Origin of the sequence: Comamonas sp. MYb396 (assembly GCF_037479555.1) — a bacterium.
GTDB lineage: Bacteria > Pseudomonadota > Gammaproteobacteria > Burkholderiales > Burkholderiaceae_C > Comamonas.
In genome coordinates, this window is sequence record NZ_JBBGYU010000001.1 from 561150 (window position 1) to 577194 (window position 16045).

The window sequence follows — 16045 nt, forward strand, 5'->3', positions numbered from 1 at the left end:
GTATTTTTATAAAAAAATCAAAAAACCTAGCCGCTCACTGTCCCGCCTGATACATATAGTTGATAATTCAGGCAGGATGTTCCTGCAGCAACCTGTCTATAATCGACATTTAGATCACCGATCGTATTCCGACCAAGAATAGATCAAGCATGGTCTCCGGCTTCGCGGTCTCCCGCTTATTGCACCGGCTCTGCATTCCCCCTACCTCTAACAGTTACTCCGTTCTGGAGTCTATCCATGCACTTAAATGAGCTCAAGGCACTGCATGTGTCTGAAGTCCTCAAGCTGGCAGAAGAGCTTGAAATTGAAAATACTGGTCGCATGCGCAAACAGGAGTTGATGTTTGCGATCATCAAGAAGCGGGCCAAGGCCGGTGAACAGGTTTTTGCCGATGGCGTTCTCGAAATCCTTCCCGACGGATTTGGCTTTCTGCGCAGCCTCGACACGAGCTTCACGGCCAGCACCGATGACATCTACATCTCCCCCAGCCAGGTGCGCCGCTTCAACCTGCACACCGGCGACATGATTGAAGGCGAAGTGCGCACGCCCAAGGATGGCGAGCGCTACTTTGCACTGACCAAGCTCGACAAGGTCAATGGTCTGCCACCCGAGCAGAACAAGCACAAGATGATGTTCGAGAACCTGACGCCGCTGTTCCCCAAGGAACAGATGCGTCTGGAGCGTGACATCAAGGCCGAGGAAAACATCACCGGCCGCCTGATCGACATCATCGCGCCGATTGGCCGTGGCCAGCGCGCACTGATCGTCGCCGCCCCCAAGAGCGGCAAGACGATGATGATGCAAAGCATTGCACACGCCATCACCGCCAACTACCCCGATGTGCACATGATGGTGCTGCTGATCGACGAGCGTCCGGAAGAAGTGACGGAAATGCAGCGCTCGGTCAAGGGCGAGATCATTGCATCGACCTTTGACGAGCCCGCCGCCCGCCACGTGCACGTGGCCGAGATGGTCATCGAGCGCGCCAAGCGCCTGGTGGAAATGGGCCAGGATGTCGTCATCATGCTCGACTCCATCACCCGTCTGGCCCGCGCCTACAACAACGTGGTGCCCTCGTCAGGCAAGGTGCTCTCCGGCGGTGTGGACGCCAATGCGCTGCAGCGCCCCAAGCGCTTCTTTGGCGCGGCCCGCAATGTCGAAGAAGGCGGCTCACTCACCATCATCGCCACCGCGCTGGTCGACACCGGCAGCCGCATGGACGAAGTGATCTTTGAAGAATTCAAGGGCACCGGCAACAGCGAGCTGCACCTGAGCCGCCGCCTGTACGAAAAGCGCGTCTTCCCGGCCATCGAGCTCAACAAGAGCGGCACGCGCCGCGAAGAGATGCTGCTCGCTCCCGAGATCCTGCAAAAGACCCGCATCCTGCGCCAGTTCATGTACAACATGGATGAGATCGAGTCCATGGAGCTGATGATCAAGAACATGAAACAGACCAAGAGCAATGTCGAGTTCTTCGACATGATGCGCCGCGGCGGCTAAACCCCGCCCTGCGCCCACCGGCCTGCCAACCCTCCACTCAACACGGAGGGTTTTTTCATGCCCGCGTGCGCCAGCGCTCTCCCGCCACGGTTTTGGGCGACCGGCCAAAGTGGCGCTCAAAGGCCGTGCTGAAGCTCGAGACATGCTGGTAGCCCACCTGGTAGGCCACCGCCGAGACGCGCTGGCCGCTGTCCAGCAATGCCCAGGCGCGCTCCATGCGGATGCGGGTCAGCATGCGGTGGGGGCTGGTGCCCAAGAGCTGGCGAAAGCCGGTTTTCAGCGCAAAGGCGTTGGTGCCCACCGCTGCGCACAGGTAGGCCACCGTCAAGGGCTGGGCATAGTCGCGCAGCAGGATGTCGCGCGCCTGGAGAATCTTGTCCTGGTCTGCGGGCCGCAATGGGGCCGCCGTGGCTGGCGGCGGGCGCAGCTGGCGGGTCTGCTCGGACAGCAGGCTGAGCGCGGCGATCTGCATGCCCAGCAACGCACCTCGCTCATCCCGCCCCTCTTGCGCATGCCTGGGCAGCAAGGCCGCCGCCCATTGCGCGGTGCTCGCACCATAGGCGCCAAAATGCAGCGCGCGTGCCGATTGGTCAAAGCGCACACCCTCCAGCAGATCGGCCAGTCCATAGCGCTGCAGCAAGGCCTCATCGGCCACCAGCCGCAGCTGACGCAGGGCAAGCCCGGCCGGAAAGCAGCGCTCGCCCCGCACGGAGGCAAAAGCGGCCAAGGTGCTGTGGCCGGCGACAAAATCAAAACGCTGGCCATCCACACCGGTGGTGCTGGACTGCCCTTGCAGCGCCACCGTCAAGGTCAGGCAGCGGCTCTCACGCTCCAGCAGGCTGGCTTCCAGCAAGGGCCGGTTGGGCTGGTAATCCATATAGACCAGCGCCAGGCCTGGCTCGATCTGCAGCCGGTCGGTGGCGCAATGGCCCAGCTGCGCGGGCAGGCTGGAGCGCCACCAGGCTGAAGGCCCCAGGCGCTGGGGTGCGCTGGCATCTGCGCTGCTGATTCGGTAGACCAAGTTTGCCTTTCTGGCCGCAGCACGCGGCAGCATCGCGAATGAATCCGCCCTGCCAAAGCAATGCTCCGTTTTGCCTAAATTTCAAATGATACCTATTTGCATTTGAAATTTATAGTGAAGGCTCTGTAGTCAATTCCAAGCACCCGGACCGCAACCATGGCACACCCCCTCTTATCGACAAACAACCCTCCTCCGTTTCACTGCACAGCGGAGACCTGACCATGCGCATGGATTTTCAGACCGAGCATCCGCTGCAGCCACTGTGGCGCCTGGCTGCGATTCCACTGCAAAGCCAAGCGCTGGAGCAAGCGCTGGCGCAGCGGCTGTTTGACCAGCTGCGCGAGCCCGCCAGCGCCCAGGCGGTGGCAGAACGCCTGGGGCTGCATGCAGGGGCCTGCGCCGTCTGGCTGGAGCTGCTGTGGAGCATGGACCTGCTTGACCGCCAGCACGCAAACCATGCGCAAGGCGATGACCTGTTTGCCAGCTCGGCGCTGGCCCAGCGCTATTTTCTGACGGACGCAGCCGACTACTGCGCGCAGGCCTGGCAGTACCGGCAACAGGCCTTGTCCGGCCTGGCCAGCCAATGGCCGCAGTGGCTGGCAAAAGGCAGCGTGGCCATGACCGCGCCGCCCGGCAGCTGGGCCCAGGCGGCCCGCGTGCAGATCGGGCAAGAGCAGCGCGCGATCACCGTGCCAGCGATGGCGCACCTGCTGGCGCAACTGGGCCCCCTGCCCGCCACAGGACGTTTGCTCGATCTGGGCGGCGGCCCCGGCCATATCGGCATGGCACTGGCCCAGCAGCTACCCCACTGGCAGGGGCTGGTCTGCGATGAGCCAGCCACCGCCGCCGTGGCCGCCGAGAACATTGCCAAGGCCGGACTGCAGGGCCGCATGGCTGCGCAAGGCTGCGATGTGCAGCAGCAGGACTATGGCCAGGGCTATGACCTGATCTGGTGCTCGTCGGTGCTGCACTTTCTGCCGGACCCGGCCCAGGCCGTGCGCGGCATGTGGCAGGCCTTGAAGCCCGGCGGCCTGCTGCTGCTGGCCCATGCCGAGCGGCCCGATGACCCGGCGATGGCCGCCTGCGTCTGGCCGTTTTATGCCGGCCTGGTGCTGCGCGGCCATTACCTGCCGCGCCCGGGCGATATCGCCCAGCACATGGCAGCAGCTGGCTTTGGCCAGATCCGCGCGCTGGGGCGGCTGGATTTTCCAATGGCGCCGGTCTGGCTGCATGCGGGGCGCAAGCCGGTTTAAAACTCGCTAAATCAAAGCATTGCAATGCTTTAGCCTCAGGCTGCCAAGGCCATCAGCCGACTGAAACCCGAGGTTTTGCTGAAAACAAACCCATCCTATGCAATAATGGAGGGCTTTTATTGCGGAAAGTACGCCCAGTTTACTGGGATGCAGAGGTTGCATCCGGCTTGGCACGGCTCCCGCACTTGACCTAAGGAAGAATCATGAAAGAAGGCATTCACCCAGACTACCGCGAAGTGTTGTTCGTGGACCTGTCCAACGGCTTCAAGTTTGTGACCCGCTCCTGCGTGAACACCAAGGAAACCGAAACCTTCGAAGGCAAGGAATACCCGCTGTTCAAGCTGGATACCTCGTCTGAGTCGCACCCTTTCTACACCGGCACCCAAAAGTCGGTGGACAACATGGGCGGCCGTGTGGAGCGTTTCCGCAACCGTTTCGGCAAGAAGTAATTTGCTTTTGGCAAAAGGGCTTCGGGCTGCAAGGCCTGGCGCCCTTTTTGTCTTGGCAACCCAAAGGCAGTGCGACACCGTACTGCCTTTTTTCATTGACCCGCCTGGTGGACGCGCAGACAATGCGCGGTTCTCCTACATTTCTGGTGCAGGGCCTGATAAGCTGCTGAGCCTTGCTCCCTCTGGTAATCCTGTGTGAATTTTCCAACCCCAGCCATCGTCTCCCAAGCCGCTGTACGCCCTCTGCCGCGTGCACTTTTGCTGCTGCTGTGCCTGGCCTATGTGGTGCCCGGCTTTATCGCCCGCGCGCCCTGGAAGACCTTGGACATCACCAGCTATGGCTACGCGCTGGCGCTGGCAGAAGGCCGGACTCCGTGGCTGGCGCCGGAGATCCTGGGCCTGAGCCCGGACACCGAGGGCCTGATTCCCTACTGGCTGGGCGCCTGGGCGATCCAGGCTTTTGGCGACTTCATCTCGCCCGAGCTGGCCAGCCGCCTGCCGTTTGCCGCCCTGCTGTGGCTGGCCTTGATGGCCACCTGGTATGCCGTGTACTACCTGGCGCGCAGCCCGGGCGCCGGCCCCGTCGCCTTTGCCTTTGGCGGCGAGGCCAACGAGATTGACTATGCGCGTGCGATGGCCGATGGCGGCCTGCTCGCGCTGATTGCCTGCCTGGGCCTGGCCCAGCCTTCGCACGAGGCCAGCAGCTATGTGGTGCAGCTGTCGGGCGTGTGCTTTGTGTTCTATGCGGCTGCCTGCATCCCCATCCGCTTTGGCACGCCGCTGTGCATAGGCGCGGTAGGCTTGGTGATGCTGGCGCTGAGCGGCGCGCCCACCTATGCGGTCTGCCTGGGTCTGGGCGTGGCCCTGATCCTGGCGCTCACCCCCGTCGATGCCAAGCTGCGCGCGCGCAGCCTGCAGGCGGCCGGTGCCTTTGCCATCCTGGGCGTGGCCGCCTTGCTGCTGGCCGTCTACCTGCACCAGTGGCAATGGCGCATCCTGCCGGCCGAGCATTTCCGCCAGCTGCGCCCGCTGTTTGAGCTGGTGGTCTGGTATGTGTGGCCGGCCTGGCCGCTGGCACTGTGGTCGCTGTGGATCTGGCGCCGCCAGGTAGCCGACTGGCGCTTTGTGCACCGCCATTTGTGGCTGCCTATCCTGCTGGGCGCCCTGGCGCTGGTCAACACCGTCATCACCACCCCGTCTGACCGTGCGCTGCTGCTGGGCCTGCCCGCATTTGCCGCACTGGCCGCCTTTGCGTTGCCCACCTTCCGCCGCGCGATGGCGGCGCTGATCGACTGGTTCACCCTGCTGTTTTTCAGCGCAGCGGCCATCACCATCTGGGTGATCTGGCTGGCGGTCTACACCGGCACGCCGGCCAAGCCGGCCGCCAATGTGGCCCGTATCGCGCCTGATTTTGTCGCGCAGTTTTCGCTGCCGCAGTTTGTCATTGCCGCACTGGCCACCCTGGCCTGGTGCGCGCTGGCCTTTTGGCGCGCACGCCGCAACCGGCCCGAGATCTGGCGCAGCCTGGTGCTGCCAGCGGGCGGCACCGTGCTCAGCTGGATCTTGCTGATGAGCATCTGGATGCCGATGCTGGACTATGGCCGCAGCTACACCGCCCAGGTGCAGGCGCTGGCCAAGGTGCTGCCCGCCCCCGCCTCGGCCGGCTGCGTGGCCGCCTGGGGCCTGAGCCGCTCGCAGATTGTGGCCATGCAGGCCCAGGGCGGCTGGCAGCTCAAGACCTTGACGGACCCGACCAGCGCATCCTGCAACTGGCTGGCCATGCCGCTCGAATCGCAGCGCACCCCGAGCAACGAGGTGCTGGGCCCTGAGTGGAAGCGCATGGCCGCCGTGGCCCGCCCGACCGACAAGAACGCGGAGATCGTCATCTACCGTCGTCAACCGGGTTGAAGGCGCGTATGCGGGAGATGTTGACGCGCCTGCTGGCAGGCCGCGATATGCGGGTGCTGGCCAAGCATGCGGGCACGGTGTTTGTCGGCCAGATTGCCGTGATGGGCTTTGGCGTGGTCGACACCATCGTCGCCGGCCGCCATGCCGAGGCCTCGCTGGCCGCGCTGTCGGTGGGCTCGGCCATCTTTGTGACCGTCTATGTCTCGCTGATGGGCCTCTTGCAGGCGCTGATGCCGATCTGGTCGGAGATGCACGGCGCGCGCCGCCATGCCGACATTGGCGCCTCGCTGCGCCAGTCCCTCTACATCTGCCTGGCCGCTACCTTGCTGGGCTGGGCCGTGCTGTTCAATCCCGCGCCCATCCTGCGCTGGACCGAGGTGCCGCAGGAGCTGCAGTCGCTGGTCAAAAGCTACCTGGCCATCATCGGCTGGAGCCTGCCGGCCGCGCTGCTGTTCCGCATTTTCAGCACCTTGAGCCAGTCGCTGGGCAAACCCAAGATGGTCACCTGGCTGCAGGCCATGTCCCTGCTGGTCAAACTGCCGCTGTCCATCTGGTTCACCTTTGGCGGCCTGGGCCTGGCGCCGATGGGCGTGTTGGGCTGCGCCTGGGCCACCTTTGTGGTCAATTTCCTGCTCTGCGGCCTGGGCTGGTGGCTGCTGCGCAGCCAGTCCGTCTATGCGCCAGCCGATATCTGGCGCCGCATGGAGCGGCCGCACTGGCCCACCCTGGCCCAGTTTGCGCAGCTGGGTGTGCCCGCCAGCCTGTCGATCCTGGTCGAGATCACCTCCTTTACCTTGATGGCGCTCTATGTGGCACGCATGGGCACGGCCTCGTCGGCTGCGCACCAGATTGCGGCCAATGTCACGGCGCTGATGTACATGGTGCCGCTGTCGCTGGCCATTGCCACCAGCGCCCGCGCCAGCTACTGGCGCGGCGCGGGTGATGAGACGCGGGCGCGCCAGGTGGTGTTTCTGGGCCTGTTTTCGGCCATGGGCCTGGCTGCCACACTGTCGCTGCTGGTCTGGCTCGCCAAGGGCTGGATTGTGCCGATCTACACCGCTACGCCCGAGGTGGCGGCCATCGCGCTGGGCCTGCTGGGCTGGGTCAGCCTCTACCACCTGGCCGATGCCAGCCAGACCGTATCCATCTTTGTGCTGCGCAGCTACCGCATCACCGTCACGCCCTTGCTGGTGTACTGCAGCCTGCTCTGGGGTGTGGGCCTGTGGGGTGGTTTTCAGTTGGCCTACCACGGCATCGCCGGCCGCCCGGCGATGGATTCCCCCATCGCTTTTTGGATGTGCGCCGCCTATGCGCTGGTGCTGGCGGCGGCCTGCTTTTTGGTCTTGCTGCACCGCGTCACCAAAAACGCGGTGCGGATGAGCGCTTAGACCAGTTCTTCCGTCAGCTGCTGGCGCACGCGTGACGGTGGAAACACCACGCTGAACTCCGACCCCTTGCCGATCGTGCTGCGAATCTGCAGCTGCGCGCCGTGGCGCTGCAGCACATGCTTGACGATGGCCAGACCCAGGCCCGTGCCGCCGGTATCGCGCGAGCGGCTGCGGTCGAGGCGGTAGAAGCGCTCGGTCAGGCGCGGGATATGCTCGGGCGCAATGCCCGGCCCGGTGTCGGTGACGCTGACGCGCCCCGAGCCATCGGGCTGGCGCATGAACTGCACACGGATCTCGCCGCCCGCTGGCGTATAGCGCACGGCGTTGTTGACCAGGTTGGACAGCGCGCTTTGCAGCTCATTGCCGGCACCGGCCAGCTCGTAGTGGCCGGCATCGGCATCCTCTTGCGGAAAGAACAGCTGCAAGGGCTTGTCGCCATCCTTGGCAATCATGCGCGCCAGGCCATGCGCATCTTCTTCGCAGCGCTTGAGCAGGCTGCCCACGCTGACCCATTCATTGAGGCTGGGCGGTGGGTTGCCCTCCAGGCGCGACAAGGTCAGCAGATCGACCACCAGGCCTTGCATGCGGTGGGCCTGGTTGGACATCAGCGCCAGGTACTGGGTGCGCTCCTCGGCGCTCAGCGGCAGGGTCTGCAAGGTTTCGATAAAGCCGGCCAGCACCGTCAGCGGGGTGCGGATCTCGTGCGAGACATTGGCGACAAAGTCGCGCCGCATTGCATCGGCCAGCTCCATCGAGGTGACATCGCGCGAGAGCAGCAGCTTGCGGTTGCCGCCATAGGGGAACATCTGCACCGACATGCGCATCGGGCTGGCCGCGCGCATCACCGGGCTGACCATCACCACATCCTTGCTGAAATTGTTGGCGTTGAAATAGCCGATGAACTCCGGCGCGCGCACCAGGTTGGTGATGACCTGCATATGGTCGCGCTCCAGATTGAAGCCAAAGTGGTCACACGCAGTCTGGTTGCACCACTCGATATGGCTGTGCTCGTCGAGCAGCACCACGCCATTGGGCGAGGCCTGGATGGCCGTCAGCACCTGGTGCAGCCGGTCATCGGACTGCGCCTCGTTCTTTTGCAGCTGGCGCACCAGGCGCCGCGCCCGGTCGGCCGCCTCGCCCCACATGCCCATCAGCTGCGGGGCGCTGTCCGCGTCGCCGTGCCGCAGCCAGCCCACCACCTTGTTGCCGCGCCAGACATCGACGACAAACCAGCACCAGGCCCCGATGATGGCCGCCAACAGTGCGCCGGGCAACTGCCCCAGCCACCAGCCCAGGGCCGCGCCCAGGGCCTGAAAAAACAAAAAACTGACAATGCGAAACAGCATGCAGGCCTAACGCTCAAAAACAAAAAAAGCTGCGACCAGCGCAGCCTACAAAAAAAGAGCAAGCTGCCCGAATGCGGAAGTATCCCCGCATCACAGGCAGGCTGCAAGCTAAGCGCGCTGCAGCGCCTGGGGCTGGCCGGTGATGCGGTAGCCGGCACCACGTACGGTCTCCACCATCACATTGGCAGCGCCCAAGGCCTCGCGCAGACGCTTGACGTGGACGTCCACGGTGCGCTCCTCGATGAAGACATGGTCGCCCCAGACCTTGTCGAGCAGCTGCGAGCGCGAGTGCACACGCTCGGCATGCTTCATCAAAAAGTGCAGCAGCTTGAACTCGGTGGGGCCGAGCTTGAGCAGCTCACCCTGGAAGGTCACGCGGTGCGTGGCCGCGTCCAGCACCAGCTCGCCAATCGTCACACTGTCGTTGACCTGCTCGGGAATGCGGCGGCGCAGCACTGCACGGATGCGGGCCAGCAGCTCCTGCGTGGAAAAAGGCTTGGTGATGTAGTCATCGGCACCGGCATCGAGCCCGGCGATCTTGTCGGGCTCATCGCCGCGGGCGGTCAGCATGATGATGGGGATGCCCTTGACGCGGGCATCCGCACGCCATTTGCGCGCCAGCGACAGGCCGCTTTGGCCAGGCAGCATCCAGTCCAGCAAGATCACATCGGGCAGCACCGCGTCCAACTCGCGCTGTGCAGCATCACCATCCTCTGCCCAGATCGGCAGGCAGCCGTTGTGTCGCAGGTTCACCGCGATCAGCTCGGCAATCGCGGGCTCGTCTTCGACAATGAGAACGCGTGGCAGTTTTTTCATAACTCAGACTCTACAAAACACTCGATTCGATTTCTTGCATGGTGGTGTGGCGCACATCGATACCCTTGACCAGGTAGATGATGAGCTCGGCAACATTCTTCGAGTGGTCACCGATGCGCTCGATGGCCTTGGCCAGGAACAGCAGGTCCAGGCTCGGCGAGATCTTGCGCGGATCTTCCATCATGTAGGTGATGAGCTTGCGCACAAAACCGTCGAACTCGGCATCGATCAGGTCGTCTTCCTTGAGGATCGACACGGCCGCCGTGGTGTCCAGGCGGGCAAAGGCATCCAAGGTCTTGCGCAGCAGGCCCGAGGCGAGCTCGGCGGCCACACGCAGGTCCGAGGTCGGCAGCGAGCGGGCGGCGCCGCTGTCGATGATGGAGCCGACCATGCGGGCCATCTTGTGGGCTTCGTCACCCATGCGTTCCAGGTTGGCCGTGGCCTTGGAAAAAGCTATCAGCAAGCGCAGATCGCGGGCCGTGGGCTGGCGGCGCGCAATGATGGTCGAGAGTTCGTAGTCGATGTCCACTTCCAGCTGGTTGACGCGCTTTTCCTGCTCTTCAACGCGCTCGACGGCCTCGGTGCTGAACTGCGACAGCGCGTAGATGGCCTGCTGGATCTGGGACTCGACCAGGCCGCCCAACTCCATCACCCGCGAGGAGATGCTGTTGAGCTCGCTGTCGAACTGTGATGAGAGATGTTTTTCTGTCATATCAGGCTCTTTTCGTTGTAGTGGTTGGCGTGACCGCGCGGCTTAGCCGAAACGACCGGTGATGTAGTCTTCGGTCTCTTTGCGCTGGGGCTTGAAGAACATCTGTTCGGTGGCACCGAACTCCATCAGGCTGCCCAGGTACATGTAGGCGGTGAAATCGCTGCAGCGGGCGGCCTGCTGCATATTGTGGGTCACGATCACCACCGTGTAGTCGTCCTTCAGCTCAGCGATCAGCTCTTCGATCTTGGCCGTAGAGATGGGGTCCAGCGCCGAGCAAGGCTCATCGAGCAGCAGCACTTCGGGCTTGATCGCGATACCGCGGGCAATGCACAGACGCTGCTGCTGACCGCCGGACAGGCCCGAGCCGCTTTGGCCCAGCTTGTCCTTGACTTCGGTCCACAGCGCGGCCTTGCGCAGCGCCCATTCCACGCGCTCTTCCATGTCGCTCTTGCTCAGGTCCTCGAACAGCTTCACGCCAAAGGCGATGTTGTCGTAGATGGACATCGGGAACGGCGTGGGCTTTTGGAAGACCATGCCGACCTTGGCGCGAATCAGGGCCACGTCCTGCTTGCTGGTCAGCAGGTTTTCACCATCCAGACCGATATGGCCTTCGGCGCGCTGCTCGGGGTAGAGCTCGTACATGCGGTTGAAGGTACGCAGCAGGGTCGATTTGCCGCAGCCCGACGGGCCGATGAAGGCGGTGACCTTGTTTTCCGGGATTTCCAGGTTGATGTTCTTGAGCGCGTGGAACTTGCCGTAGTAGAAGTTCAGGTCGCGCACCGAGATCTTGGAGTTCAGTGCATTGGCGTTAGCCGCATTGGTTTTTGTCAACATAGGGTTCACCTGTGAATACTTATTTTTGGCGCGCCATGCTGCGCGCAAGAATGTTCAGACCCAGCACCGCCAGCGTGATCAGGAAGACACCTGCCCAGGCCAGTTGCTGCCAGTTTTCATAAGGGCTCATCGCAAACTTGAAGATGGTGACCGGCAGGCTCGCCATCGGCTTGGACAAGTCGGTGTTCCAGAACTGGTTGTTCAGTGCGGTGAACAGCAGCGGAGCGGTTTCACCAGCGATACGGGCCACGGCCAGCAGCACACCGGTGATGACACCGGCACGGGCGGCACGCAAGGTCACCATGCTGATCACCTTCCACTTGGGCGTGCCCAGTGCGTAGGCCGCTTCACGCAGGCTCGATGGCACCAGGATCAGCATGTTCTCGGTGGTACGGATGACCACCGGAATCACGATCAGCGCCAGCGCGATGACACCGGCATAGCCCGAGAAGCTCTTGAAGCGGATCACGATCATCGAGTAGACGAACAGACCGATCACGATCGACGGAGCCGACAGCAGAATGTCGTTGACAAAGCGGGTCACCGATGCGAGCCAGCCGGTCTTGTTGTACTCGGCCAGGTAGATACCGGCCATCACACCGATGGGCGTGCCCACGAAGGTGGCCAGGGTCACCATCACCAGCGAGCCCCAGATGGCGTTGGCGATACCGCCAATTTCATTGGGAGCCGGGGTCATCTGGGTGACCAGGGCCACGCTCAGACCGCCCACGCCCAGGCGCAGGGTTTCCCACAGAATCCAGATCAGCCAAAACACGCCAAAGGCCATGGCTGCGAGGGACAGGGCAATCGCGACTTGGTTGACGCGGTTGCGTGCACGGTACTTGGCAGCGCGCTGGCTGGCCAGATCGGATGCCTGGATCAAGCTTTCTCCGGTGGTCATGAACGGGCTCCTTCATTCTTTTGCAGGCGGCTCAGCATAAATTTGGAGCAGGCCAGGACGATGAACGTGATGAAAAACAGGGCCAGACCCAGGTAGATCAGCGATGCCTGGTGCAGACCTTCGCCGGCTTCGGCGAACTCATTGGCCAGCGCCGAGGTGATGCTGTTGGCCGCTTCAAAGATGGACAGCGAGTTGAGCTGGTTCATGTTACCGATCACGAAGGTGACGGCCATGGTCTCGCCCAGTGCGCGGCCCAGGCCCAGCATCACGCCCCCGAAGACACCAGTCTTGGTGTAGGGCAGCACGACTTTCCACATCACTTCCCAGGTGGTGGAACCCAGGCCATAGGCCGATTCCTTGAGCAGCGCGGGGGTGACTTCGAACACATCACGCATCACCGATGCGATAAAGGGGATCACCATGATGGCCAGGATCACGCCGGCCGAGAAAATACCGATACCGACAGGTGGGCCGGAGAAGAAGGCTTCCATGTAAGGAACGCCTTGAAACAGGTTCTGCAGCGGTTGCTGCACATAGGTGGCCAGCAAGGGGCCAAAGACCATCAAACCCCACATACCGTAGACGATGGATGGCACGGCAGCGAGCAGTTCCACGGCGGTACCCAGCGGGCGCTTGAGCCAGACGGGGGAGAGCTCGGTCAGGAACAGTGCAATGCCAAAGCTCACGGGCACGGCGATCAGCATCGCAATGAACGAGGTGGCCAAGGTGCCATAGATCATCACCAGACCGCCGTAACGGTTCTGGACAGGATCCCACTCGCTGTTGAAGAAAAATCCGATGCCGTATTCACGGATGGCAGGCCAGGCGCCGACGATCAGCGAGCCCATGATGGCCAACAGCAGGGCCAGGGTCAGCACCGCAGCACCGCGCGCGAGGAACGCAAAAAAGCCGTCAGCGACGGAGTTGGAGAGCCAAGGCTTGCGCGTTGGCGGTTGGCTGGATTGCATCTGCGCTTTGCCGGCGGCAACCGTTTTGTTTTGAACAGGAAAGGATGTCGACACGTTTGATTCCATTCAGTGTGGAAAAGGGCCGCTACCCGAGCGGCCCATCATTTTTCGACTTACTTGGCGAACACAGCCTTGCCGCTGCCGTCCTTGATCTCGCCCCAGGACTTGTAGATGATGTCCTTGACGCTGGCAGGCATTGGCACATAGTCCAGGCCGTCAGCAGTGCCGTCACCGGAGGTGTAAGCCCACTCGAAGAACTTCAGCGAGGTGGTGCCCTGGGCTGGCTTTTCCTGCAGCTTGCGCATCAGGATGAAGGTAGCCGAGGTGATGGGCCATGCATCCTTGCCAGGCTGGTTGTTCAGGATCTGGTAGAAGCTCTTGTTCCAGTCGGCACCGGCAGCAGCGGCCTTGAAGTTGGCGCTTTCTGGGCTGACAAAGTTGCCATCGGCGTTTTGCAGCTGGGCGAAGACCATCTTGTTTTGCTTGACGTAGGCGTATTCCACGTAGCCGATGGAGTTAGGCAGGCGGCCCACATAGGCGGCCACGCCTTCGTTGCCCTTGCCACCGGCACCGGTAGGCCAGTTCACGGCAGCGCCCTCACCCACTTTTTCCTTCCACTCGGTGTTGACCTTGGAGAGGTAGTTGGTGAAGCCGAAGGTCGTGCCCGAGCCGTCAGCGCGGCGCACGGGAGCGATGGTGGCGTCTGGCAGAGCCACGCCGGGGTTCAGCTTGGTGATCGCTGGATCATTCCACTTGGTGATCTTGCCCAGGTAGATGTCGCCCAGCACTTGGCCGTTGAGCTTGAGTTGACCGGGGGTGATGCCCTTGATGTTGACCACGGGCACAATGCCGCCGATCACGGTGGGGAACTGCACCAGACCCTTTTGTGCCAGCTCTTCGTCCTTCAAAGGCATGTCGGAGGCACCGAAGTCCACGGTCTTGGCATCGATTTGCTTGATACCGGCGCTCGAACCCACCGATTGGTAGTTAATCTTGACGCCAGTGGCCTTGTTGTAGTCAGCAGCCCACTTGGAATACAGTGGAGCTGGGAAGCTTGCACCGGCACCGGTAGCCTCTTCGGCGTGCACCTGGGCAAACGCACCGGCGGCAACCAGACCAGCTACCAGCACTCGAATCGCGGACACTTTCATGAAAACTCCTGTTGGTGATGAAACGCAATGGAGTGAACTGTAAAAAATGTATATGACACTGGCATGACATTTTTCACCCAATTTGCCTCGTACGGGGGTCGATGTCACACAACAACAGCGCACAGGATTGTCATATTAGATTCACGCGAAAGACTTACTTTTAAAGTTTTGTCAGCATGCCGCTGTATAGCGGAGTCACCTAGAGAGTCAGGTGCTATGCTGCCTGCCTCGACTGCAGAACCGATAGATGACGACACTTATGCTTGATGGCACCTTGCTTGCCGCGGTGGATCTGGGATCCAATAGTTTCCGCCTGGAAGTTGGCCGCTATGCCGCTGGCCATATTGAACGCGTGCAATATTTCAAGGAGATGGTGCGCCAGGGCGCCGGCCTCGATGAGCAAGGCCTGCTGACGGCCGAGGCCATGCAGCGCGGCTGGGACTGCCTGGCCCGCTTTGCCGAGCGCCTGCAGGGCTTTCCTGCCGCCCATGTGCGCGCCGTAGCCACCCAGACCTTGCGCGAAGCGCGCAACAGCGATGTCTTCATCCAGCGCGCCAACCAGATTCTGGGCTACCCGATCAGCATCATCTCCGGGCCCGAAGAAGCGCGCCTGATCTACCAGGGCGCGGCCCACTCGCTGCCCCCGTCGGACGAGCGCCGCCTGGTGGTCGATATCGGCGGCCGCTCCACCGAGCTGATCCTGGGCCAGCGCTACAGCTCGCAGCGCGTGGCCTCCTTCCCCGTGGGCAGCGTGGCCTGGTCGTTGCGTTATTTTCCCCAGGGTGAATTCAGCAAATCGGCGCTGAAAACCGCGCAGATCGCCGCGCAGGCGGTGATGGAAGAAGCAGCCCACCATTTTGTGCCCGGCAGCTGGGACTGCGCCTATGGCACCTCGGGCACGGCCAACGCGATTGCCGATGTGCTGGCGCTGCACGGCGGCCAGCCCGACGTGGTGACGCGCGAGCAGCTGCACTGGCTCTGCGACCAATTGCTGGCTGCCGGCAATGCCAGCGAGCTGCGGCTTGAAGGCCTCAAGGAAGAGCGCCGGGCGGTGATTGGCGGCGGCGTGACCGTGCTGTGCGCAGTGTTTGATCTGCTGCAGATCCAGGAGCTGCGCATTGCCAGCGGCGCGCTGCGCCAAGGCCTGCTGCGCGACATGGTGCAGCACGAGGAATTCAGCGATATCCGCCACCGCACGATCGCCGCGCTCAAGGAGCGCTACCAGGTCGATCGCACACAAGCGGGCCGCGTGCAGCGCACTGCCGCCACCTTGTACGAGCAGGCACGCCGCTATGCGGGAGCAACCGCGCCGGCCGAGCTGCAGTCGCCCATGCTCGACTGGGCCAGCCAGCTCCATGAGATCGGCTGCCTTATCTCGCACACCGACCACCACCACCACGGCGCCTATGTGCTGGGCCACAGCGATGTGCCCGGCTTTACCCAAACCGAGCTGTCCCACCTGGCAGCCCTGGTGCTGGCGCAGAGGGGCAAGCTGCGCAAGGTCGATGCCTTCTTGCAGGACCGCGATTTTGCGCTGGAGCTGCTGTGCCTGCGCCTCGCCACCCTGCTGTGCCATGCGCGCCGCGACCCGGCGCTCGACCAGATCTGCCTGCGCGACAAGACCGAAAAATGGTCGCTCAAGGTGGCCCCCGGCTGGGCCGAGCAGTTTCCGCAATCGGCCTACCTGCTGGGCGAGGAAGTGCTGGCCTGGCAGAAGACGCCCTACCCCTTCCAATTCAAGCAGGCGCTGGGCATTACCGCCAAATAAGGCGCAGCGCACCCAGGCCGGTGACGGCCT

At 62.7% G+C, this 16045-nt stretch carries 14 protein-coding genes; 6 read left to right on the plus strand and 8 right to left on the minus strand.

Features of this window, described 5'->3' with window-relative positions; translation table 11 throughout:
* The first annotated feature begins 237 nt into the window (after positions 1–237).
* Complete coding sequence (rho, locus tag WH265_RS02680; RefSeq protein ID WP_021026598.1) at positions 238–1500, plus strand: transcription termination factor Rho; 1263 nt, start codon at positions 238–240, stop codon at positions 1498–1500.
* Positions 1501–1555: 55 nt separating this feature from the next.
* On the opposite strand, the gene WH265_RS02685 is transcribed toward rho, so the two are convergent.
* Positions 1556–2521, minus strand: a complete 966-nt coding sequence (locus WH265_RS02685) for a helix-turn-helix transcriptional regulator (protein ID WP_339557239.1) — start codon at positions 2519–2521, stop codon at positions 1556–1558.
* Positions 2522–2742: 221 nt separating this feature from the next.
* Between WH265_RS02685 and WH265_RS02690 the strand changes: the two genes are divergently transcribed.
* The 4 genes from WH265_RS02690 to WH265_RS02705 all read left to right on the plus strand — a co-directional run bounded on the left by WH265_RS02690 (position 2743) and on the right by WH265_RS02705 (position 7519).
* The gene (locus tag WH265_RS02690) at positions 2743–3774 is read left to right on the plus strand and encodes a methyltransferase (protein WP_339557240.1); all 1032 of its coding nucleotides are present in this window, start codon (positions 2743–2745) and stop codon (positions 3772–3774) included.
* Between the two features lie 203 nt (positions 3775–3977).
* Positions 3978–4223, plus strand: a complete 246-nt coding sequence (locus WH265_RS02695) for a type B 50S ribosomal protein L31 (RefSeq protein ID WP_021026595.1) — start codon at positions 3978–3980, stop codon at positions 4221–4223.
* A gap of 195 nt (positions 4224–4418) precedes the next feature.
* Positions 4419–6131, plus strand: coding sequence for a hypothetical protein (locus WH265_RS02700; protein ID WP_339557241.1), 1713 nt, complete (start codon positions 4419–4421; stop codon positions 6129–6131).
* Between the two features lie 8 nt (positions 6132–6139).
* The gene (locus WH265_RS02705; protein WP_339557242.1) at positions 6140–7519 is read left to right on the plus strand and encodes an MATE family efflux transporter; all 1380 of its coding nucleotides are present in this window, start codon (positions 6140–6142) and stop codon (positions 7517–7519) included.
* Here WH265_RS02705 and phoR read toward each other — a convergent pair.
* The 7 genes from phoR to pstS form a co-directional block, all read right to left on the minus strand.
* Entirely contained in the window at positions 7516–8865 is a 1350-nt protein-coding gene (gene phoR, locus WH265_RS02710; protein WP_021026592.1) for a phosphate regulon sensor histidine kinase PhoR, read from the minus strand. The two genes, WH265_RS02705 and phoR, sit on opposite strands and share 4 nt — an antisense overlap.
* Before the next feature lie 108 nt (positions 8866–8973).
* On the minus strand, positions 8974–9681 hold the full coding sequence (phoB, locus tag WH265_RS02715; protein ID WP_021026591.1) for a phosphate regulon transcriptional regulator PhoB: 708 nt from the start codon (positions 9679–9681) through the stop codon (positions 8974–8976).
* Between the two features lie 10 nt (positions 9682–9691).
* Entirely contained in the window at positions 9692–10393 is a 702-nt protein-coding gene (gene phoU, locus WH265_RS02720) for a phosphate signaling complex protein PhoU (RefSeq protein ID WP_021026590.1), read from the minus strand.
* Between the two features lie 42 nt (positions 10394–10435).
* Entirely contained in the window at positions 10436–11227 is a 792-nt protein-coding gene (gene pstB / locus WH265_RS02725) for a phosphate ABC transporter ATP-binding protein PstB (protein ID WP_021026589.1), read from the minus strand.
* Between the two features lie 19 nt (positions 11228–11246).
* Positions 11247–12128 (minus strand): phosphate ABC transporter permease PstA, encoded by an 882-nt coding sequence (gene pstA, locus WH265_RS02730; RefSeq protein WP_312986472.1) that lies wholly within the window; start codon positions 12126–12128, stop codon positions 11247–11249.
* On the minus strand, positions 12125–13096 hold the full coding sequence (pstC, locus tag WH265_RS02735) for a phosphate ABC transporter permease subunit PstC (RefSeq protein ID WP_043339725.1): 972 nt from the start codon (positions 13094–13096) through the stop codon (positions 12125–12127). The genes pstA and pstC overlap by 4 nt, the downstream gene beginning before the upstream one ends.
* A 113-nt stretch (positions 13097–13209) precedes the next feature.
* Positions 13210–14247: a phosphate ABC transporter substrate-binding protein PstS gene (gene pstS / locus WH265_RS02740; RefSeq protein ID WP_021026586.1), complete on the minus strand. Its 1038-nt coding sequence runs from the start codon at positions 14245–14247 to the stop codon at positions 13210–13212.
* Positions 14248–14506: 259 nt separating this feature from the next.
* Between pstS and WH265_RS02745 the strand changes: the two genes are divergently transcribed.
* Entirely contained in the window at positions 14507–16015 is a 1509-nt protein-coding gene (locus tag WH265_RS02745) for a Ppx/GppA phosphatase family protein (protein ID WP_445228305.1), read from the plus strand.
* Positions 16016–16045 lie beyond the last annotated feature (30 nt).